The sequence below is a fragment of the Microbacterium sp. CFBP 8794 genome, from assembly GCF_014841235.1.
Lineage (GTDB): Bacteria > Actinomycetota > Actinomycetes > Actinomycetales > Microbacteriaceae > Microbacterium.
This window is the reverse complement of sequence record NZ_JACYTT010000004.1, coordinates 427,721-447,901: the sequence shown is the minus strand read 5'-3', so window position 1 is coordinate 447,901 and position 20,181 is coordinate 427,721. Positions and strand designations below refer to the sequence as shown.

Sequence of the window (20,181 nt, the reverse complement as noted above, 5' to 3'; positions counted from 1 at the left end):
GCATCCCTCCCCGTTCCGGTGCGGCTACGAGCGGCGGATCTGCAGCGGCATGGTCGAGGTGTCGATGAGCGGGTCGTCGTCCTGACGCTCGACGAGGGCCTCGGCCTCGGCCGTGGTCTCGACGGTGGGCATCGATCCGAGCAGCGGTCGGCGGGCCGTCTCGCGCATGGAGAGAAGGGCGACCAGCCCCAGAGCGGCGAAGAACATGATGTAGAACGCCGGCATGAGGGTGTTGCCGGTCAGGTCGATGAGCGCCTGACTGAACAGCGGGGTGGTGCCGCCGAACAGCGACACGGCGATGTTGTAGGCGACGGCCATCGCCCCGAACCGCGACGCGGTGGGGAACAGGGCCGGCAGAGCGGATGCCGAGATGGCGACGTAGAACGCCACCGGCACCGCCGCCATGCACAGGGCGATCATCACCGCCCACAGCTCACCGATCTGCATGATGAGGAACGCCGGAACCAGCAGCACCAGGGCGGACCCCGCGGCGATGGCGTACACGGGCTTGCGGCCGATCCGATCGCTCAGGCGACCGATCAGGGGGAGGGCTGCCGACATGACCAGCAGAACCGGCACGGTCGCCACCGCGGCCGACAGGTTGGATACGCCCACCTCTTTCTCGAGGTAGGTCGGCATGTAGCTGGTGAGGGCGTATCCGGCGGTGTTGGTGGCGGCGACGAGGGCGATACCGATCAGGAGCGCCCTCCAGTGGTGCCGCACGATGCCGATCAGACCCTGGCGGGCCATCGGGTCGTCCGCATCGATCTCGGCCGAGCCGGTGTGCTCGAAGGCGGGCGTCTCGGGAATGCGCAGACGGAAGTAGATCGCGACGATTCCGAGCGGGATCGCCAACAGGAACGGGATGCGCCATCCGTAGTCGACCATGGCGTTCTCACCCGAGATCGACGTGGTGATCGCGGTGGTGATCGCCACGGCCGAGGCGCCGGCGGCGAAGCCGACGTACGACCCGACATCGAGCCACGACGACCAGAATCCGCGCCGGCGGTCGGGCGAGAACTCCGAGACATAGGTGGTCGCCCCGGCGTACTCGCCGCCGGTCGAGAAGCCCTGCACCATCTTGAGCAGGTACAGGGGGACGATCGCCCACAGTCCGATCTGCGCGGAGGTGGGGAGGATGCCGATGAGCGCGGTGGCCGCGGCCATCATCGCCATCGTGAGGAACAGCACTTTCTGGCGGCCGATGCGGTCGCCCAGCGGGCCGAGCACGAAACCGCCGAAGGGGCGGACGAGGAAGGAGATGGCGAAGCCGAGGAGCGTGACCAGCAGGTTCCAGGGGGCGGGGACGTCGGAGGCGAAGACGACGGTGAGCGTGACGGCGAGGTAGCCGTAGATACCGAAGTCGAACCACTCCATGAAGTTGCCGACGACGGTGCCGCCGATGGCGGTGCGGACGCGCTTCTTGTCGATGACGATCACGTCGTCGACCTCGAGCCGCGCGGCTTCGGATGCCGAGGGGGGTTTCTCGTTCATCGATCCAGCTTCACTCGGATCGGCTTTCGTTTCCAGTCCGGGCGCTGCGCGAGAGCGTGTGATAGCGGAAGGTCAGCACCCGATCGCCCCACCCGCGGCCGGGATGCGCGTCGAGCGGACCGGAACGATCCGGCGGCACGCGCTCACCCTCGCGTCCGTCAAGCCCCCGGCGATGTCGGATGCCGCGCGTACCGTGGCGGTCATGACCGAGCTCTCCGCCCCCACCGGCCGCGAAACCGCGCTCGTCGCCCAGCCCCGGCCCGACGGCTCGGCCCCTCGCGCCCTGGTGCTGGGTGCCACCGGATATCTGGGCGGTCGACTCGTTCCCCGACTGCTCTCGGCCGGCTACCGCGTGCGCGTGATGGCGCGCGATCCGCGCCGCGTCGAGGCGTTCCCCTGGGGTGACGAGGTCGAGACGGTCGCCGGCGACGCGACCGACGCCGACGCGGTCCGCAGCGCCGTCGAGGGGGTCGACGTGCTCTACTACCTGATCCACTCGATGGGCAGCGGCCGCGACTTCGAGGCCACCGACCGGCGCGCGTCGCAGACGGTCGCCGACGCGGCGGCGGCGGCCTCGGTGTCGCGCATCGTCTACCTCGGCGGACTGCACCCCGACGACGCCACGCTGTCGGCGCACCTGCGCTCGCGCGTCGAGGTGGGCGACATCCTGCTGGCCAGCGGTGTGCCCACGCTCGTGCTGCAGGCGGGCGTCGTCATCGGCTCGGGCTCCGCTTCGTTCGAGATGGTGCGCCACCTCACCGACGTGCTGCCGTACATGCCGGCACCCAAGTGGGTGCGCAACCACATCCAGCCGATCGCCGTGCGCGACGTGCTGCACTATCTGCTCGGAGCCGCTCGGGTCGCGCCGAACGTCAACCGCGCCGTCGACATCGGCGGGCCCGACGTGCTGCGATACGGCCAGATGATGAACGGCTACGCCCTCGAGGCCGGCTTGCACCAGCGCGCGATCGCCTCGCTGCCCGTGCTCACCCCCCGGCTCGCGTCGCACTGGGTCAATCTCGTCACCCCCATCCCGAAGGCCATCGCACGGCCCCTGGTCGAGTCGCTGCAGAACGACTGCGTCGTGAAGGACCGGGCGATCGACGACCTGGTGCCTCGTCCCGAGGGGGGTCTGCTGCCGTACCGCGACGCCGTCCGCCGCGCCCTCGGGCGGGTGAACGACGACGCCATCGAGACCAGCTGGCAAGATGCCGAGGTCTCGGGCGTTCCGAGCGACCCGCTGCCGAGCGACCCCGACTGGGCCGGACGCCTGGTGTACACCGACGAGCGCACCATGACGACGACGGCGAACTCCGCGCAGCTGTGGTCGGTCATCGAGGGCATCGGCGGCGAGAACGGCTGGTACTCCTCGCCCCTGCTGTGGGCGATCCGCGGGTGGATGGACCGCCTGGTCGGTGGTGTGGGTCTCGCTCGCGGTCGCCGTAGCCGCTCGGTCGTGACCGTCGGCGACGCGCTCGACTTCTGGCGCGTCGAGGCCATCGAGCCCGGGCACCTGCTGCGCCTGCGCGCCGAGATGAAGGTGCCCGGGGGAGCCTGGCTCGAACTGCGCGCGACCCCCGAGGGCGACGGAGCGCGCTTCGACCAGCGCGCGCTCTTCTTTCCGACCGGTCTCGCCGGGCGCCTGTACTGGCTGGCCGTGCTGCCCTTCCACGGCCTCATCTTCAGCGGTATGGCCCAGCGCATCACCGCTGCTGCCGAGCACGTGCAGCGCGATAATCCGGAGCCGAAGGCCGAGGCGGGTCGCCTCGCGCCCGAGGTCCCCGAGGTCGAGACGGTCTGACGATGCTCTCGTGCGCTCCTCGCGTCTCGTCGCGCTCGTCGGGGTCCGCCGCTCGGGCGTCTGACCTAGGCTGATCCCGTGCCGCACGTCGCCCGGGTGATCACCGTTTCCGACCGCTCCGCTGCGGGCCTGCGCGAAGACCGCGGCGGCCCGCTCGCCGTGTCGCTGCTGCGCGAGGCCGGGTTCATCTGCGCCGACGCGGTCGTCGTGCCCGATGGGGCCGACAGCGTCGAGGCCGCGCTGCGCGCCGCCGTCGCCGAGGGGCCGGGACTCATCGTCACCACGGGTGGCACGGGCATCGCGCCCCGCGACCGCACGCCCGAGGGCACCGCCCGGGTGCTCGATCGTGAGCTGCCCGGCATCGCCGAAGAGCTGCGTCGCCGGGGCCTCGCCGACACCCCCCTGTCGGTCATCTCGCGCGGGCTGGCGGGGATCGTCGACCCCGGGGTGCTCGTCGTCAACCTTCCCGGATCCACGCGCGCCGTAGCATCCGGAATCACGGTGATCGCCGAGATCGCCCCGCACGTGCTTGACCAGCTCGCCGGAGGAGACCACGCATGAGTGCCGTCCGCATCGCCCGCCTGTCGGAGCAGCCGCTCGACCTCGACGTGCACCTCGATGCCGTCGAGGACCCTTCGTCGGGGGCCGTGACCACCTTCGTCGGGCGCGTCCGCGACACCGACCCCGATGCCTCCGACGCGGTGGTCGCCCTGGAGTACAGCGCGCACCCCGACGCCGAGCAGGCGCTTCACCGCATCGCCGAGGACGCCGCTGCCGGCACCGACGCGATCGTCGCCGTCAGTCACCGCGTCGGGCGACTGGGCGTGGGCGATGCGGCCGTGATCATCGCCGTGGCATCCGGTCACCGCGCCGCGGCGTTCGAGGTGTGCCGCACGGTGATCGAGACGATCAAGACCGACCTCCCCGTGTGGAAGCGTCAGGTCGAGGCCGACGGCACCACGGAATGGAAGGGCCTCGGCGGGTAGGTATCAGATCTGATGCCCTCCGGGCGTCGGCCGTTGGAGGTGCAGCGAGTGACGCTCCCCTCCGGGGGAGGGGTCACGGTCCCGACCGTCGCCGAGATCGCCCGCATCAAGGGTTTCCTGATCGTCAAGCGCAGTCAGATGCGCGACTACCTGGACGTCGCCGCGCGTCGCTTCGTGAGGCGCGCTCAGCCGCCCGCGAAGGGCGGCAGCACGTCGACGTGGGTCGCGCCGGTGAGCGCCACGTCATCGTCGTGGCGCGTCCCGTCGACGAGCACGGCGCAGCGATCCAGGATGCCGACGAGGGCGGGGTGGGCGGCGGCGATCGCCGTGCGCAGCGCGACGAGGGTCGTCTCGGCGCGGTCCTCGGCATCCGTGCCGGCCGCCTCGGCGGCGGCGGCGAAGTAGCGCACGCGGACGCTCATGCGGGCGTCCCGTCCGCGGCATCCGACTCGCCCGGACGCCGCCAGTCGCCCGACTTGCCGCCGGTCTTCGACACGATGCGCACGTTCTCGATGAAGGTGCCCTTATCCATGCCCTTCACCATGTCGACGATGGCGAGGGCGGCGACCGAGACGCTCGTGAGCGCCTCCATCTCGACGCCGGTGCGGTCGGCGGTGCCGACGGTGGCCTCGATCTCGACGCCGTCGTCGGTGATCTCGAGCTCCACCGAGGCGCGGTGCACGCCGATGACGTGGGCCAGCGGCAGCAGAGCCGGAGTCGACTTGGCGGCCTGGATGCCGGAGATCCGCGCCACGGCCAGCACATCCCCCTTGGGGGTGGTGCCGTCGCGGAGGGCCGCGACCACCTCGGGCGCGCACCGCACGAAGCCCCGCGCGGTCGCCGAGCGCACGGTGGGCTGCTTGAGCGTGACGTCGACCATGCGGGCGTGGCCCGTGGCATCCAGGTGGGTGAAGGTCATGGAATCAGCATGACATCGAGCGGGTCGCCCACGGCGACGGCCGACACGTCGGCGGGGACGATCGCGAAGGCCTCGGCGCGAGCGAGCGAGGCCGCGAGGTGCGAACCCGACCCTCCGGCCGTGGCCGGGCGCACGGTTCCGGCGACCAGATCGACCGCGGCGGGGAGGTACTGGCGGCGTCCGGGCGGAGTCGTCCAGCTCTCGGATGCCGTGAGGCGGGCGAGGCGTCGGTCGACGTCGGCGCGCCCCTGGAGCGCCAGCAGGGCGGGGCGCACGAACACCTCGAACGACACCGCGACGCTCACGGGATTGCCGGGCAGACCGAAGACGAGGCGACCGTCGGGGAGGACGCCGAAGGCCTGCGGCTTGCCGGGCTGCATGGCGATCCTGTCGAAGGCGATGCGGTCGGCGAGTGCCAGCCGTACGGGCTCGTAGGCGCCCGCGCTCACTCCGCCGGTGAACACGACGACGTGGGCGCGCGCCGCGCGGGCGAGCACGGCGTCGATGCCGGCGGGGTCGTCGCCGATGCGGTCGACGAGGTCGATCTCGGCGTCGGCCTCGGTGACGAGCGCGGTCAGCAGCGTCGCATTGGAATCGGGGGTCTGGCCGCGTTCGGGCGCTGCACCGGGGGCGACGAGTTCGCTGCCGGTCGACACGATCGCCACGCGGGGGCGGCGCGTGACCGACACGGTGTCGACGCCGGCGGCGGCCGCCGCGGCCAGGGCGAAGGCGCCGAGGCGCTCGCCGGGCGAGAGCACGATGTCACCCGCGCGCGTATCGCCGCCGCGGCGACGGATGAAGGCGCCCGCAGCGGCGGGACCCCGGCGCACCTCGACCGAGCCGAGCGAGTCGGCAAGGCCCCCGGCCGTGTCCTCGAACGGCACGATGGCGTCGGCGTCGGCGGGAACGGCCGCGCCCGTCATGATGCGCGCGGCCTCACCCGTCGCGAGCGTCGGGTCGTCGGCGGTGCCGGCCGGCAGATCGGCCACGACCCTCAGGGTCACCGGGGTCTCGGCATCCGCCCCCTCGACGTCGGCGAAGCGCACGGCGAAGCCGTCCATCGACGAATTGTCGAAACCGGGCAGGTCGTGGGCGGCGAGCACGGGCTCGGCGAGGGTGCGTCCGGCCGCGGCAGCCAGCGGCACCTCTTCGGCGGGAAGCAGCGCGACGGCGGCGAGCACGCGGTCGCGGTGCTGTTCGACGGTGAGCAGCGGGGTCATCGGGGCCTCCGGGATCTGGGCGAGACGGGTCACGGGTGCCGCGCGGGCACGAGCGGGAGGACGTCGTGACGCGCACGGAGCGCGTCGATCACGACGAGTCGGCCGAGGAGCGGTTCTCCGGCGCCGGTGATCAGCTTGATCGCCTCGGTCGCGAGCAGCCCGCCGACCTGCACGCAGAGCGAGCCGAGCACGCCGACCTGCGCGCACGTGGGCGGTTCTCCGGCCGAGCCGGGAGGGAACAGATCGCCGAGCACCACGGGCACGTGGCCCTCGGGCGGGGCCGACCAGAACACGGTCACCTGCGCCGCCCACTCCTGCACGGCTCCCCAGACGAGGGGGATGCCGAGGGACTCGGTCGCGGCGGCGACGGCCTCGCGCGTGTCGAAGGTGTCGCTGCCGTCGATGACGAGATCGGCGCCCTCGAACAGCTCGCGGGCATTGTCGGGGGTCAGCCGTACGGTGTGCTCGCGCACGACGGTGAGGGGGGAGAGGTCGCGAACGGCGCGGGCGGCGGATGCCGTCTTGGCGGTGCCGATGTCGTCGACGCGGTGCATCAGCTGACGCTGCAGGTTGGTGCGCTCCACGACGTCGTCGTCGATGACGATGAGTTCGCCGACACCGGCGGCCGCGAGCGACAGCAGCACGGGGGAGCCGAGACCGCCGGCGCCGACGACGGCGATGCGGGCGGCCGCCAGACGCCGCTGTCCCTCCTCGCCGATGCCGAGCAGCACGGCGTGGCGGGCGGTGCGGATCAACTCTTCGGGGGCGAGGGATGCCACCGGCTCGACGAGCGGCTTCATCCGCCGATCGCGCTCATCGTGCGCTCGGGCTGCACGAAGTCGGGTCGTGCCAGACCGACCGTGTCGGAACCGTGGGCGCGGGGCTTGGCCCACATCGCGTCGCGCCACACCTGCGCGAGGCCCTCGTCGTCGGCGCCGTCGCGCAGCACGCTCAGCAGGTCGGTCTCTTCGTGCGAGAACAGGCACGAGCGGATGCGGCCGTCGGCGGTGACGCGCGTGCGCGAGCAGGCGTTGCAGAACGGCTCGGTGACCGACGAGATGATGCCGACGTGACCGGCCAGGGCGGTCTCACCGTGGCGGCGCACCTCCCAGCGCTCGGCGGGCGCGGCACCGCGGCCGCGGGGATCGGCCGACAGCTCGAAGGCCTCGCCGATCGCGGCCCGGATGTCGCGGGCGGGAATGACGTTCGTCGCGGTCCACGAGCGGTCGCCGTCGAGGGGCATGTCCTCGATGAAACGCATCTCGAAGCCGTTCGACACCGCCCACTCGACCAGCGGCACGACCTCGGTGTCGTTGATGCCGCGCAGCAGCACGGCGTTGATCTTGATCGGGCCGAGGCCCGCGGCGCGGGCGGCCTGCAGGCCCGCGAGCACCTTGTCGAGGTGGGGGCGGCGGGTGAGAGAGGCGAAGGTCTCGGCGTGCAGGGTGTCGAGCGACACGTTCAGGCGGGTGAGGCCCGCGTCTTTCAACGCCTGGGCGCGGCGATCGAGACCGACCGCGTTCGTGGTCAGCGCGATCGGCAGGTCGGGATTGTCTTCGCGGATGCCGGCGATGATGAACTCGAGGTCCTTGCGCACGAGCGGCTCGCCGCCGGTGATGCGCAGCTCTTCGGCGCCCAGCGACTGCACGGCCACGCGGACGATCCGGCGGATCTCGTCGGTCGTCATGAGCTGCGACTGGGGGAGCCAGGGCAGTCCGTCGGCGGGCATGCAGTACGTGCAGCGAAGGTTGCACTTGTCGATGACCGAGACGCGCAGGTCGCGGGCGGTGCGACCGAAGCGGTCGAGCAGTCCGCCCTCTTGCGGGGCGCCGGTCGCGCGGACGGCGCCTGGTTCGCGTTGCGGTTCTGCCGTGCGCGATGATCCCGTGCGCGGTTCGCCCGTGCGCGGTGCGCCGGTGGCGCGGATCGCGCCCAGCTGGCCCGCCGGGGCGCCCGCGGTCACGGTGGCGCCGAGCGGCACGACGACCGGGCCCGGCCTCGTGGTGGTGTGCTCGGCATCCATGAGTCGAGCCTAAGCGCGCGGGGGCGGGGGAGGGCGGTGGGGAGCTACGGGGAATCTCCTGGTGTGACAGCTCCGCGAACCGCGCGGGCGATACGGTCGTCGAATGCCGAACACCTTCCGCATCGCCACGGCCGCGCGCCTGCTCGGCGTCAGCGACGACACCGTCCGCCGCTGGATCGACCAGGGCGTGCTGCCGACGACGGGTGCCTCGCCCGTCGAGATCCCGGGGGCGGCCCTCGCGGAGCGGGCCGTGGCGCTCGCCGACGAGCCCGACGACCCGACCGGGGTCGCCTCGAGCGCGCGCAACCGCTTCGTCGGCATCGTCACGCGCGTGCGGATCGACGGCGTCATGGCGCAGGTCGACCTGCAGTGCGGGCCGCACCGCGTGGTGTCGCTGATGTCGGCCGAGGCGGCGGAAGAGCTGGCGCTCGCCCCGGGGTCGCTCGCGGTGGCCTCGGTGAAGGCGACGGTCGTGACCATGGAGGCTCCGCGGGCGTGAGGCGGCGGCCTCGCTGAGCGCCCGACGCGGGCGTGGCTGGCCGGGGTCGACGGGCGGCCGAGCGGGCGTGACTCGCCGGCCTCGACGGGCGGTCGACGCGGGCCGAACTCCTGAGTTTCGGGGCCCGGCGCGCCGGATGGTGCCCGAGGGTGGCCTGGACGCCGTATTTCTCAGGAGTTCGGCTCGGTGCGACGGTGGTGGCGTGGAGCACCGGAAGGGCGAGTGCGGAGAATTGCGGCCATATTGTCCGCAAATGAGGGCACAATGGAGGTCGCGGGCCGCCGGCGCCGCCGAAAGGACCACCGTGCGCCGCCCCCTCCGTCTTCTCGTCGTCCTCGCCGCTGCCGCCCTGCTCGCCGCCTGCGCGAGCCCGACGGCATCCCCCGCCCCCGCGGCATCCGGGTCCGCCGCGTCCGCAGCCACGCTCGACGGAACCGTCGAGGTGTACGCCGCCGCCTCGCTGCAGCGGTCGTTCGACGAGATCGCCACGGCCTTCGAGGCCGCCCACCCCGGGGTCGCCGTGAGCGCCGTCTACGACGGCTCGAGCACACTCGCCACGCAGATCGGCGAGGGCGCGCCCGCCGACGTCTTCGCCTCGGCCGACGAGAAGAACATGGCGAAGGTGGCGGACCAGGCTCCCGACCCGCAGCTGTTCGCGGGCAACACGCTCGTCATCGCGGTGCCCACCGGCAACCCCGGCGCGGTGTCGACCCTCGCCGACCTCGCGCGCGTGACCACGGTGCTGTGCGCCCCCGAGGTGCCGTGCGGCGCGGCGTCGGCGACGCTGCTGTCGAACGCCGGCGTCACGGTGACGCCCGCCAGCGCCGAGCAGAACGTCACCGCCGTGCTCACCAAGATCGCCGCCGGCGAAGCCGATGCCGGACTCGTCTACGCCACCGACGTGGTCGGCCGGGATGACGTCGAGGCCATCGTGCCCGAGGGCGCCGACGCCGTGGTGAACCGCTACCCGATCGCCGCCCTCGCCGACGCCCCGAACCCCGACGCGGCCGCGGCATTCGTCGCCTTCGTGCTCTCGAACGACGGTCAGCGGATCCTCGCCGACGCCGGGTTCCGCGCCCCGTGAGAGCAGCGGGCTACGTTCCGCGCTGGCTGATCGTTCCGGCGGTCGTCGGGCTGCTGTTCCTGCTCGTGCCCCTGACCGCGCTCATCGCCCGGGTGCAGTGGGCGACGCTCTGGAGCGACGTGACCTCGGAGGCCGCGCTCTCGGCGCTCGGTCTGTCGCTGGGCACGGGGGCGGTGGCCACCGTGCTCTGCGCGATCGTCGGCATCCCTCTCGCGCTCGTGATCGCGCGGAGCCCGGGGCGCACGGCGGCGCTGCTGCGGGCGCTGGTCACCGTTCCGCTCGTGCTGCCGCCCATGGTCGGCGGCGTCGCTCTGCTGTACCTGTTCGGGCGGAACGGGTGGTTCGGCGCGCTCGGACTGCCGTTCACCACCCCCGCCGTCGTGCTCGCTCAGGTGTTCGTGGCCCTGCCGTTCCTCGTGCTCGCGGTCGAGGGGTCTCTGCGCAGCACCGGTGTCGAGTTCGAGCGGGCGGCGGCGTCTCTCGGGGCGAGCCGCGCGATGATCCTGCGCCGGATCACGCTGCCGCTGGCCGCCCCCGGCATCGTCGCGGGGATCGTGCTGTGCTTCGCTCGCGCGATCGGCGAGTTCGGTGCGACCGCGCTCTTCGCCGGGAACCGCCCCGGGGCCACGCAGACGATGCCGTTGGCGATCTACACGGCGTTCAACGGCGCGGGCGTCTCGCAGGGCACCGCGGTCGCCCTGTCGCTGCTGCTGCTGATCACGGCGGTCGCGGTGCTGCTGCTCGTGCGCGGGTGGCGGCCGGGGGTGGGGCGATGACGGCTCGGGATGCCGCGGTGCTCCGCGCCGAGGTGCGCGTGCGCCGCCGTGATTTCGACGTCGACATCGCGCTCGACGTCGCCGCGGGTGAGACCGTGGCCGTGATGGGCCGGAGCGGCGCGGGCAAATCGACGCTGATGGGTGCGCTCGCGGGTCTCATCCCGCTCGACGGCGGCGAGATCGCGGTGGACGGGCGCGTCCTCGATCGAGCCCCGGGGCTCCGCACGGCGCCGATGCACCGAGGCATCGTGCTGCTGGGGCAGGACGCGCGGCTGTTCCCGCACCTGACCGCGCGCGAGAACGTCGCCTTCGGCCCGCGTGCGGCCGGGGTCTCGGCATCCGTCGCCCGCTCCGGCGCCGACGAATGGTTGGCTCGCGTGGGGCTCCCGGGGGTGGGGGACCGGCGCCCCGTGGAATTGTCGGGCGGCGAACAGCAGCGCGTCGCCGTTGCTCGGGCGCTCGCCGCCGAACCGCGGGTCGTGCTGCTCGATGAGCCGCTCGTGGCGCTCGACGCGGTGACGGCCTCGGAGATCCGCGCGATGCTGCGTGAGCACCTCGCCGGAGTGACGGCCGTCGCGGTGACCCACGACGCCGTCGATGCCGCGGCCCTGGCCGACCGGCTCGTGATCGTCGAGCGCGGACGCGTGACGCAGGCCGGGCCCGTGCGCGAGGTGTTGACCGCTCCGGCGACCGACGTCGCGGCACGGATCGCGGGCCTGGAACGGCTCGTCGGGGTGGCCCAGGGGGGAGCGTTCGTGCGGGGCGGGGTGCGATTGACCGCATCGGATGCCGCGTCTCGCGCGCTCGCGGGCGTCGACGGCACGCCGCTCGCGGCGGTCTTCCGCGCGGTAGACGGGCGTCTCGGCGAGGGCTTCCGGGCGACCGTCGCCCACCTGGAGGCGACGCCGACGGGCGTGCGGGTCGTCACCGATGCGGGAGCCGTCGAGGTCACGCCGGAGGCCGCGGGCAGGCTGGGCCCGGGCGACGTGGTGTCGATGAGCGTCGCGCCCGAGCGGGTGCGGTTCGTTCCGGCGCCGTCAGAGGGCGCTCACGAGAACCGGGGCGGTCGCTGACGAGCGCGCTCCCTGACACCCGGGACCATGCGCCCGCCCTCCAGGCGCACCTCGCGGTCGACCAGCCCGGCGGGCACCTCGACGTGCGACACGAGCACCACGGCGCGATCGCGTCCGACGGCGCCGAGCAGATCGTGCAGCAGGGCATCGGATGCCGCGGGGTCCACGCCCGCCGTCGGCTCGTCGAGCACGAGCACGGGGAAGCCGCGCAGCAGCGCCCGCGCCAGCGCCAGGCGCTGCGCCTGCCCGCCCGAGACCAGCGCCCCGCGATCGCCGACACGCGCGTCGAGCCCGCCCCGCTCGGCGACCCAGTCGTCGAGGCCGACGCGGGCCAGGGCGGCCCGGAGGTCGTCGTCGGTGGCGGTGTCGCGGGCGAAGAGCAGGTTCTGGCGGACGGATTCGTCGAACAGATGAGGGGACTGCTCGACGAGACCCACCGTGCGGCGCAGGTCGTCGCCCGACAGGGTGCGCACGTCCACTCCGCCGATCTCGTATGTCCCCGCGACGTCGAGGAAGCGGACGAGCACGTGCGCGAGCGTCGTCTTGCCGGCGCCGCTCGGCCCGCTGACGAGCACGCGCTCGCCCGGGGCGACGTGCAGCGAGACGTCGTGCAGCCGCCCGGCGTCGGCATCGGTGTCGCCCCGCGCGGGCCAGTGCGCCGAGACGCCGACGAGGGAGAGGCCCGAACCCAGCGCCGGCGCGGAGCCCGTGGCGGCCGGCTCGTCGCGGGGAAGGCCCTCGGGCACGCCGTCGGGCACGGCCTCGGCGATGCGCTCCGCGGCGCGCCGGACCTGCCGCCACGACGCGAGCGCCAGCGGCACGGGACCGAACACTTCGAACACCGCCATCGGCAGCAGGACGACCACGGCGAGGCCCGGTCCTGACAGGGTGCCGCCGGTCACCGCGGGGGCAGCCACCAGCAGGGCAGCCACCGAGGCGAGTCCCGCGAGCACCGACACGGCCCCCGCGGTGAGTCCCTGCGCCCCGCCCCGGCGCACGACGGCACGGCGCAGCGCCCGGTCTGCCCGGCTGATGCGCTCGCGGGCGGCATCCCCCGCCCCGTAGGCCGTCAGCACGTCGAGGTTCGTCAGCAGGTCGTGCAGGGCGTCGGCGACATCGGCGCGGAGCGGCGAGATCGAGCGCTCGGCGCGGGCCCCCGCGGCCCACCCCACGGCGACGGCCACGGCGAAGGCCGCGGCGAGGCAGGCGAACAGCACCAGGGCGGCCGGCCACGACACGAGGGCCACGAACACCACGGCGGCCAGGGCCGTCAGCACCGCGGTCGCCAGCGGCAGCACGACGCGCAGCGGCAGGTTCTGCAACTCTTCAACGTCGTCGACGACGCTGGACAACAGTCCGCCGCGGCGGGCGCGGCCGAGACCATCGGGAGCGAGGGGCACGAGGTCGCGCACGAGCTCGGCGCGCACCCCGGCCAGCTGGTGAAGAGCGGCGTCATGCCCGCTCAGCCGTTCGAGGTAGCGGAACACCCCGCGCGACAGTGCGAAGGCCCGAACGCCCACGACCGCCAGCGACAGGTACATCACGAGGGGCTGCTCGGCCGCCCGCGCGATCAGCCACGCGCTCGCTGCCAGCAGCGCGATCGCGCTCGCCGCCGACCCGAAGCCCGACATCACGGCCGGAGCGAAGCGCCTCGGCGACGGCAGGGCGGATCGCAGGATCCCCCGCACCCGGTCGTTCACGACCGCGCCGCCCGACTCGCGCGCGAGTCGCCAGGATTCGTCGCCGCGACGAGCGCGGAAGCGACAGATCCTGGCGACTCACGCGGGGGGTCCACCTCGACCACGCGGTCGGCGATCGCGCGCGCCGACCGGCGGTGCGAGACGAGCAGGACCCCGCGGCCGGCGTCGGCCTCGCGGCGCAGCGTCGCCCACAGGTGCGCCTCGGTCGTGGCATCCAGGGCGCTCGAGGGCTCGTCGAGCACGATGAACGGCGTCCCCACGACCCGTGCCCGGTACAGCGCCCGGGCGACGGCGACGCGCTGCGCCTGCCCGCCCGAGAGTCCCGCGCCGTTCGCGCCGAGCGGGGTGGCCGGGTCGAGGTCGGCGGCCCCCGCGTCGTCGAGGGCGAGACGGATCGCCGCGGCGTCCGGGGTCGAGCCCAGGGCCACGTTCTCGCCGACGGTGCCCGTCACGAGTCCCGGCCGCTGCCCGGCCCACGAGATGCTGTCGCGGGCGTGCGGTACGGCGGTCCCGTCCAGGCGCACCTCGCCGTCGTGGTCGGCGAAACCGAGCAGGGCCGCGATCAGGCTGGACTTGCCGACACCGCTCGGCCCCGACACGACCACCACCTCGCGCGGCCCCACCGACAGCGACACCCGCGGCGAGCGGTGCCCCTCGCGGTGCACGCGCACCCCCTCGAGCGCGAGCGTCGTCCCGCGCGCCGGGGTGACGGCATCCGGAACATCGGCGGCGTGCGCGGCGTCGAGGGCGTCGAAGATCTGCTCGGTCGCCGCGACCCCCTCGCTCGCGGCGTGGAACTGCACGCCCACCTGCCGCAGGGGCAGGTACGCCTCGGGGGCCAGCAGCAGCACGAAGAGCCCGACGAGCAGGCTGAGGTCGCCCGCCAGCAGGCGGAAGCCGATGGTGACGGCGATGATGGCGACCGAGATGGATGCCAGGAACTCCAACGCGAAGCCCGAGAGGAACGACACGCGCAGCACCGTCATCGTCTCGCGCTTGTAGTCGCGCGTGACCGTCTCGATCGTGTCGGCGGCCCGGTGCTGGCGGCCGAACACCTTCAGGGTGCCGAGCCCCTCGACGGTGTCGGCGAAGCGCGCGGCGAGGCGACCGAGAGTGCGGTACTGCTTCTGCTGCACGCCGCGGGTCGCGAGGCCGATGAGCACCATGAACAGCGGGATCAGGGGAATGGTCAGCACGACCGTGAGGCCCGACAGCGGGTCGGCCAGGGTCATCGCGCCGATGAGGATCGGCAGGGTGATCACCGTCGCGACCAGCTGGGGCAGGTAGCGCCCGAAGTACGCGTCGAGGGCTTCCAGGCCGTGCCCCGCCGTCAGGGCGAGGCTCGCCGAGTTGCGCTGCGAGAGCCATGCCGGGCCGAGGCGCGCGACCGCCGCGACCAGCGCTCGCCGCAGCTGCAACGAGGCCGCCGCGGCTCCGCGCGCCGACACCCGCTCGGAGGCGGCGATCAAGAGCCCGCGCAGCAGGGCGAGCGAGGCGGCGATCCCCACGTAGCCCCAGAGCTCCGCGAGCGGTCGGCCCTCGATCGCGCCGACGAGGGCGGCGGTGAGCGCCCCCGCGAAGCCGACGATCACCCCCGTCTGGGCGAGGACGATCGCCGCCGTGACCGCGAAGAAGCGGCGCGAGGCGGTGGCGTGGCGCAGCAGCCGGGGATCGACGGGTTTCAATGCGCCACCAGCGCGGCCTTCTCGATGCGCGCGCGGGTCACGCGCTTGCGGAACACCCAATACGTCCAGCCCTGGTAGGCGAGGATCAGCGGCAGGAAGATCAGTGCCGCCCAGCTCATGATCGTCAGGGTGTAGTCGGTGCTCGAGGCGTTGTCGATCGTGAGGCTCGATCCGGCCCCCAGGGTCGAGGGCATCACGTTGGGGAAGAGCGCGAAGAACAGGGCCGCGACCGCGGCGACGATCGTGACCGCGCCGAGGGTGAACGCCGTCCCCTCGCGGTCGCGGAGGTTCGCGACCCACGCGCCGATGAGCGTCAGAGCGGCGATGCCCGCGAGGGCGACGACCCCGAGCAGCAGGGGTGCCTGGGCGTTCGCGGCGTTCACGATCGTCCACCCGAGGAACAGCGCGGCGAGGGCGATGGTCGCGAGCCCCGCCTTCTTCGCGAGCGACCGGGCGTCGGCGCGCACCTGCCCGTCGGTTTTCAGCGCGACGAAGAACAACCCGTGCAGGAAGAACAGGCTCAGCGTCGTGAGTCCGCCCAGGATGCCGTAGGGGTTCAGCAGGGTCAGCACGGTGCCGACGTACTCGTGGTCGGCGTCGAGGGGTACGCCCTGCACGATGTTCGCGAACGCCACGCCCCAGAGGAAGGCGGGCAGTGCCGAGCCGATCACGATCATGCGGTCGAACGAGCGCTTCCACCGCAGGGAGTCGCGCTGGTGGCGGTACTCGAACGAGACGCCCCGGGCGATGAGGGCCAGCAGGATCGCCAGCAGCGGCAGGTAGAAGCCGCTGAACAGCGTCGCGTACCACTCGGGGAACGACGCGAACAGGGCGGCGCCGGCGACGATGACCCACGTCTCGTTGAGGTCCCATACGGGACCGATCGTGTTGATGATCTGCCGGCGGGCGATGTCGTCCTTGCCGAGGAAGGGGATCGACATGCCCACGCCGAAGTCGAAGCCGTCGAGCACGAAGTAGCCGACGAAGAGGAAGGCGACGATCCAGAACCAGAGGTGTGCGAGGTCCATGAGGGGCTCCTAGTAGACCGTGGTCGGGGTGTTCTCGACGGAGTCGTCGTGCACGGCGTCCGGGTCGGGCAGGGGGTCGGGACCCTTCTGCGCGTACTTCTTGATGAGTCCGAACTCGACGACGGCGAGGCTGGCGTACACGAGGGTGAAGGCGACGAGCGAGATGAGCACGCTCCAGCCCGGCACGCTGGGCGAGACGCCGTCCTGCGTGAGCATGAGGCCGAACACGATCCAGGGCTGACGGCCCATCTCGGTGAACACCCATCCGACGAGGCTCGCGAGCATCGGCAGGGGAGCGGCCCAGATCGCGACGCGCCACATCCACGGAGCGACCGGGCGGGTGGCCTTCTTGCGCGTGACCCAGAGGCCCACGACGCTGACCAGCGCGGCGATACCGCCGAGGGCGATCATCCAGCGGAACGCCCAGTAGGTGACCCACAGCACGGGCGCGAAGTTGCCGTCGACCTGGTCGGCGAACTGCGGGAACATCTGCTGGCTGTACAGCGTGTTCAAGTCGTTGATGCCCTCGACGCAGCCGTCGAGCGAGTGCGTCGACAGGATGCTGAGCAGGAACGGCACCCGGATCGAGAACAGCTCGCTCGTGCCGTCGGGGGTGCCGAGCGTGAAGATCGAGAACGAGGCATCCTGACCGCAGACGGTGTGGAACGTCGCCTCGGCGGCGGCCATCTTCATCGGCTGCGTCGCGACCATGACCAGGCTGAGCTGGTCGCCGACGACGGCGACGAGGACGAACGATACGAGCGTCGACCACAGGCCGAAACGCAGGGTCTTGCGCATCATGTCGGTGTTCTGGCCGCGGGCCATATGCCAGGCCGAGATGGCGACGATGATCATGGCGGCGAACATCCAGCCCGCGAAGATCGTGTGCGGGAAGGCGGCGAGGGCGACGGGGTTGGTCAGCAGGGCCCAGAAGTCCACGAGTTCGGCGCGATGCCCCTCGGTGGACATCTGATACCCGACCGGGTTCTGCATGAAGGCGTTGGCGGCGATGATGAAGTACGCCGAGAGGGTGGCGCCGATCGTCGCCATCCAGATGCTCGCGAGGTGGGCGAGGCGGGGGAGCTTGTCCCACCCGAAGATCCAGAGGCCGATGAAGGTCGCCTCGAGGAAGAACGCGAGCAGTCCCTCGAAGGCGAGGGGGGCGCCGAAGACGTCGCCGACGAAGCGCGAGTACGACGACCAGTTCATGCCGAACTGGAACTCCTGCACGATCCCCGTCACGACGCCCATGGCGAAGTTGATGAGGAAGATCTTCCCGAAGAAGCGCGTGATGTGCAGCCAGCGCACGTCTCCGGTGCGGTACCAGACCGTCTGGAAGATGGCCACGACCAGCGACATTCCGAGCGTCAGCGGCACGAAGAGGAAGTGGTACAGGGTCGTCAACCCGAACTGCCAGCGGGCGAGAGCCAGGGGGTCGAGCCACTCCATCAGGAGCCTCCGATCGAACCGGGTTGTGTGGTCAGACCACATGCTACGCCGGGCTCCGGAGCGCCGTTCGGGGTTGCCTCGGCGTCGAACCATATACTGAGCAAGTCATTTTCGAGCCCGCCGGGAGGCCGCCGTGTCGGTACGTCAGAGCCTGCTCGCGATCCTCGATCGCGGTGCCTGCTACGGCTCTCAGCTGCGCGCGGAGTACCAACGGCGCACGGGCGCCACGGTCAACGTCGGGCAGGTTTACACGACCCTCGAACGCCTCGAACGCGACGGTCTCGTGGTCGGCTGCGGCCTCGACGACGAGGGGCGCATGCTGTGGGAGCCCACCGAGGCCGGACGCCTCGAAGCGCGCACCTGGCTGTCCACCGCGTCGCAGATCGAGAAGCGCGACGAGGTCGCCCTCAAGATCGCGCTGGCCGTCACTCTTCCCGGCGCCGACGTCGACGGCATCCTCTCGGCTCAGCGCGCGGCTGTGCGGCAGGCGCTTGCCGACCCCGAAGCGCCGAGCGAGACGACGGATGCCGTCTCGGCGGCCATCGTGCGCGCCGCACGACGCGCCCGGCTCGACGCCGACCTGCGCTGGCTCGACGACGTCGAAGAGCTCACGCGCGAGAGCGCCCCGTTCGCGCTGTCGGCCGATCGGCCGCGACGCGGTCGGCCCGCGCGCTCCGCGCTCTGACCCGCGAGTATCCCCGTCCGGGCCTTTCGTCAAGCCCGCGGTGCGTCACCGGGTCGCGTCGCAGTCTGGAGGGACGCGGACGACCCAAGGAGCACTCGCATGGTCATGGAAGCACCTCTCACCAGCCGAGGGTCGACGAAGAAGGTCGCCGCGAACGCCTCCTCGCCCGTCACGTCCCCCGCCTTCACCGAGATCCCGTGGACGCGCATCGACCTCGACCTGTACGAGGTCGCTCGCGACGGGTACATCGTCGGCTACGTCGAGGTCGTCGGAGCGGTCTTCGTGGCCCTGGGCGGCACGCGCTACGACCGCGCGGTCGAGGTGTCGCAGAACGTCACGTTCCATGCCGCCGTCGACGCGCTGCTGCGGCGCGTGCTCTGACCTCGCCCTCGAGAGGGCGGTCTCAGCGGGCGAGCGTGTAACCCGCCTCGTCGATCGCCGCGGCGAGCTGAGCTTCGTCGACGGCGCCCGTCGAGGCGATGCGCACGAGCGATTCCCCTCCGACGTGCAGCTCGACGTCGACCACCTCGACGCCGTCGAGGGCGGAGAGCTCTTCGGTGACCGCGCGCACACAGTGGTCGCACGTCATCCCCTCCACGCGCAGGGTGTCGGCGGCCGCCACGGAAGCAGCGGAGACGGCGGAGGCGGCGGGCGCCGACGCGTGTCCGCAGCCGCAGTCCGAGCCGCAGCCGCCGACGTTCGTCGAGGACAGGCCGAGGTCGAGGCGTCGTTCGGTCATGGGGGTCTCCTTCGATGGGGCGCTCACGGCGCGAGGGTCGTTGCGGAGGATGTGGCCGAGATTACGGTCGCGGTCGCGCCGACGGGGCCGCGGAGTCGGCGCTCGGCACGATCGGAGAGGTGCGCTCCGCCCGCGTCGCTCATGAGCGGACCAGACGCGCGATGGCCTGGTTCGCCTCTTTGAGCTTCTCTTCGGCGACGGGGCCGCCCTGTTGGGCCGCCTCGGCGACGCAGTGCGACAGGTGGTCGTCGAGCAACGAGAGGGCGACGTTCTCGAGGGCCTTGGTGACCGCCGACACCTGCGTGAGGATGTCGATGCAGTACTGGTCGTCGTCGACCATGCGGGCGATGCCGCGCACCTGTCCCTCCGCGCGGCGCAGGCGCTTCAGGAGATCGTCTTTGTGCCCCTCGTATCCGTGCATGTGTCGATGATACCCCCGTGGGGTATGCCTAGCACGGCGTCCCCCACTGTCAACCCCCTCGGCAGCGAGGCAGGAGTGACGGATCGTGGAAAGTCCAGGAGGTCGACATGTTCTCTCGTCGCACCGGTGGTGGTCAGCGATGACCGCCGATCCCTTCCCCACCGGCCCCCACCGTCCCGTGCGCATCCCGCACCTGCCCCCGTTGCGTTCGCAGCGGCGAGAATCGGAAGATGACGAGAACCCTGGCGGCGCTCCCCGGCGCGGCACGGAAGCTGTGTCTCAGCCGAAGAAACGGCGAGATCTGCACCCGTGAGGCCGGCCACCGAGGCCTCCACCACCGCCGTGGTGGGCGTCTGCTGTGGGACGACCTGCAGGCCGATCCGCCCGAGTGCGCGGGCGCGGGGACCCCGGCCGAGGCCGCCCCTCCGTTGCCCGACGGCTACCCCGGCGGCCGGGCGCTCTGCCCGGTGTGCTGGGCGTTCGTCGATCTCGAGGACGGGCGCCTCGCCCCGCACGATTCCTGGCGCGGAGACGAGAGCCGCGGCGAGGCCGACCGGCGGCGGGAGTGGTTCAACACCGTCGGGTGGTGACGCCCACGC

Annotated in this window: 22 protein-coding genes; 10 read left to right on the top strand and 12 right to left on the bottom strand. The window is 72.4% G+C overall.

Translation table 11 applies throughout. From position 1 onward, the window contains the following. Nucleotides 1–24 precede the first annotated feature (24 nt). Nucleotides 25–1,494, bottom strand: a complete 1,470-nt coding sequence (locus IFU19_RS13025; protein ID WP_192014299.1) for an MFS transporter — start codon at nt 1,492–1,494, stop codon at nt 25–27. Nucleotides 1,495–1,696: 202 nt separating this feature from the next. On the opposite strand from IFU19_RS13025, the gene IFU19_RS13020 reads away from it, so the two are divergent. The 3 genes from IFU19_RS13020 (at nt 1,697) to IFU19_RS13010 (ending at nt 4,281) form a co-directional block, all read left to right on the top strand. Then, nucleotides 1,697–3,295 carry an SDR family oxidoreductase gene (locus tag IFU19_RS13020; protein WP_055838780.1) on the top strand — a complete coding sequence of 533 codons (1,599 nt, stop codon included), beginning with the start codon at nt 1,697–1,699 and terminating at the stop codon, nt 3,293–3,295. Nucleotides 3,296–3,373: 78 nt separating this feature from the next. Further along, nucleotides 3,374–3,856, top strand: a complete 483-nt coding sequence (locus tag IFU19_RS13015) for a molybdopterin-binding protein (RefSeq protein ID WP_192014297.1) — start codon at nt 3,374–3,376, stop codon at nt 3,854–3,856. Beyond that, nucleotides 3,853–4,281 (top strand): molybdenum cofactor biosynthesis protein MoaE, encoded by a 429-nt coding sequence (locus tag IFU19_RS13010; RefSeq protein ID WP_055838775.1) that lies wholly within the window; start codon nt 3,853–3,855, stop codon nt 4,279–4,281. Before IFU19_RS13015 ends, IFU19_RS13010 begins: the two co-directional genes overlap by 4 nt. A 185-nt stretch (nt 4,282–4,466) precedes the next feature. Here IFU19_RS13010 and IFU19_RS13005 read toward each other — a convergent pair whose 3' ends face one another. From IFU19_RS13005 to moaA, 5 genes are read right to left on the bottom strand one after another with little or no spacing between them, the layout of a single operon-like run. Next, on the bottom strand, nt 4,467–4,703 hold the full coding sequence (locus IFU19_RS13005; protein ID WP_055838773.1) for a MoaD/ThiS family protein: 237 nt from the start codon (nt 4,701–4,703) through the stop codon (nt 4,467–4,469). Beyond that, nucleotides 4,700–5,200: a cyclic pyranopterin monophosphate synthase MoaC gene (moaC, locus tag IFU19_RS13000; protein WP_055838771.1), complete on the bottom strand. Its 501-nt coding sequence runs from the start codon at nt 5,198–5,200 to the stop codon at nt 4,700–4,702. Before moaC ends, IFU19_RS13005 begins: the two co-directional genes overlap by 4 nt. After that, on the bottom strand, nt 5,197–6,420 hold the full coding sequence (locus IFU19_RS12995) for a molybdopterin molybdotransferase MoeA (protein WP_192211981.1): 1,224 nt from the start codon (nt 6,418–6,420) through the stop codon (nt 5,197–5,199). The genes moaC and IFU19_RS12995 overlap by 4 nt, the downstream gene beginning before the upstream one ends. A 29-nt stretch (nt 6,421–6,449) precedes the next feature. After that, nucleotides 6,450–7,220, bottom strand: coding sequence for a HesA/MoeB/ThiF family protein (locus IFU19_RS12990; protein ID WP_055938563.1), 771 nt, complete (start codon nt 7,218–7,220; stop codon nt 6,450–6,452). Then, the gene (gene moaA, locus IFU19_RS12985; protein WP_191915961.1) at nt 7,217–8,443 is read right to left on the bottom strand and encodes a GTP 3',8-cyclase MoaA; all 1,227 of its coding nucleotides are present in this window, start codon (nt 8,441–8,443) and stop codon (nt 7,217–7,219) included. The genes IFU19_RS12990 and moaA overlap by 4 nt, the downstream gene beginning before the upstream one ends. A 103-nt stretch (nt 8,444–8,546) precedes the next feature. Between moaA and IFU19_RS12980 the strand changes: the two genes are divergently transcribed. From IFU19_RS12980 to IFU19_RS12965, 4 genes are all read left to right on the top strand, one after another. Continuing rightward, a complete protein-coding gene (locus IFU19_RS12980) occupies nt 8,547–8,942 on the top strand; it encodes a TOBE domain-containing protein (protein WP_192014295.1) in 396 nt (131 codons plus the stop codon). Nucleotides 8,943–9,246: 304 nt separating this feature from the next. After that, a complete protein-coding gene (modA, locus tag IFU19_RS12975; protein ID WP_192014293.1) occupies nt 9,247–10,026 on the top strand; it encodes a molybdate ABC transporter substrate-binding protein in 780 nt (259 codons plus the stop codon). Then, a complete protein-coding gene (modB, locus tag IFU19_RS12970) occupies nt 10,023–10,802 on the top strand; it encodes a molybdate ABC transporter permease subunit (RefSeq protein WP_342343421.1) in 780 nt (259 codons plus the stop codon). The genes modA and modB overlap by 4 nt, the downstream gene beginning before the upstream one ends. After that, a complete protein-coding gene (locus IFU19_RS12965; RefSeq protein ID WP_192014291.1) occupies nt 10,799–11,875 on the top strand; it encodes a sulfate/molybdate ABC transporter ATP-binding protein in 1,077 nt (358 codons plus the stop codon). The genes modB and IFU19_RS12965 overlap by 4 nt, the downstream gene beginning before the upstream one ends. On the opposite strand, the gene cydC is transcribed toward IFU19_RS12965, so the two are convergent. The 4 genes from cydC to IFU19_RS12945 are packed head-to-tail and all read right to left on the bottom strand — an operon-like array spanning nt 11,851 to nt 17,737. Next, nucleotides 11,851–13,575, bottom strand: a complete 1,725-nt coding sequence (gene cydC, locus IFU19_RS12960) for a thiol reductant ABC exporter subunit CydC (RefSeq protein WP_192014287.1) — start codon at nt 13,573–13,575, stop codon at nt 11,851–11,853. The genes IFU19_RS12965 and cydC overlap by 25 nt on opposite strands. Next, nucleotides 13,572–15,260 (bottom strand): thiol reductant ABC exporter subunit CydD, encoded by a 1,689-nt coding sequence (gene cydD / locus IFU19_RS12955; RefSeq protein ID WP_192014285.1) that lies wholly within the window; start codon nt 15,258–15,260, stop codon nt 13,572–13,574. The genes cydC and cydD overlap by 4 nt, the downstream gene beginning before the upstream one ends. Then, nucleotides 15,257–16,288, bottom strand: coding sequence for a cytochrome d ubiquinol oxidase subunit II (gene cydB, locus IFU19_RS12950; RefSeq protein WP_192014283.1), 1,032 nt, complete (start codon nt 16,286–16,288; stop codon nt 15,257–15,259). Before cydB ends, cydD begins: the two co-directional genes overlap by 4 nt. 9 nt (nt 16,289–16,297) lie before the next feature. Further along, nucleotides 16,298–17,737: a cytochrome ubiquinol oxidase subunit I gene (locus IFU19_RS12945; RefSeq protein WP_192014281.1), complete on the bottom strand. Its 1,440-nt coding sequence runs from the start codon at nt 17,735–17,737 to the stop codon at nt 16,298–16,300. 133 nt (nt 17,738–17,870) lie between these two features. Here IFU19_RS12945 and IFU19_RS12940 point away from each other — a divergent pair, with 133 nt between their 5' ends. After that, entirely contained in the window at nt 17,871–18,422 is a 552-nt protein-coding gene (locus tag IFU19_RS12940) for a helix-turn-helix transcriptional regulator (protein ID WP_192014279.1), read from the top strand. A 99-nt stretch (nt 18,423–18,521) separates the two neighbouring features. Beyond that, on the top strand, nt 18,522–18,803 hold the full coding sequence (locus IFU19_RS12935) for a hypothetical protein (protein WP_055838747.1): 282 nt from the start codon (nt 18,522–18,524) through the stop codon (nt 18,801–18,803). A gap of 22 nt (nt 18,804–18,825) precedes the next feature. Here the strand turns inward: IFU19_RS12935 and IFU19_RS12930 are convergent, their stop codons facing one another. Together IFU19_RS12930 and IFU19_RS12925 are read right to left on the bottom strand one after the other, a co-directional pair. Beyond that, nucleotides 18,826–19,161 carry a heavy-metal-associated domain-containing protein gene (locus IFU19_RS12930; protein ID WP_082509534.1) on the bottom strand — a complete coding sequence of 112 codons (336 nt, stop codon included), beginning with the start codon at nt 19,159–19,161 and terminating at the stop codon, nt 18,826–18,828. 139 nt (nt 19,162–19,300) lie between these two features. Then, the gene (locus tag IFU19_RS12925) at nt 19,301–19,582 is read right to left on the bottom strand and encodes a metal-sensitive transcriptional regulator (protein WP_055838744.1); all 282 of its coding nucleotides are present in this window, start codon (nt 19,580–19,582) and stop codon (nt 19,301–19,303) included. A gap of 230 nt (nt 19,583–19,812) precedes the next feature. On the opposite strand from IFU19_RS12925, the gene IFU19_RS12920 reads away from it, so the two are divergent. Beyond that, nucleotides 19,813–20,172 (top strand): hypothetical protein, encoded by a 360-nt coding sequence (locus tag IFU19_RS12920; RefSeq protein WP_249405451.1) that lies wholly within the window; start codon nt 19,813–19,815, stop codon nt 20,170–20,172. Nucleotides 20,173–20,181 lie beyond the last annotated feature (9 nt).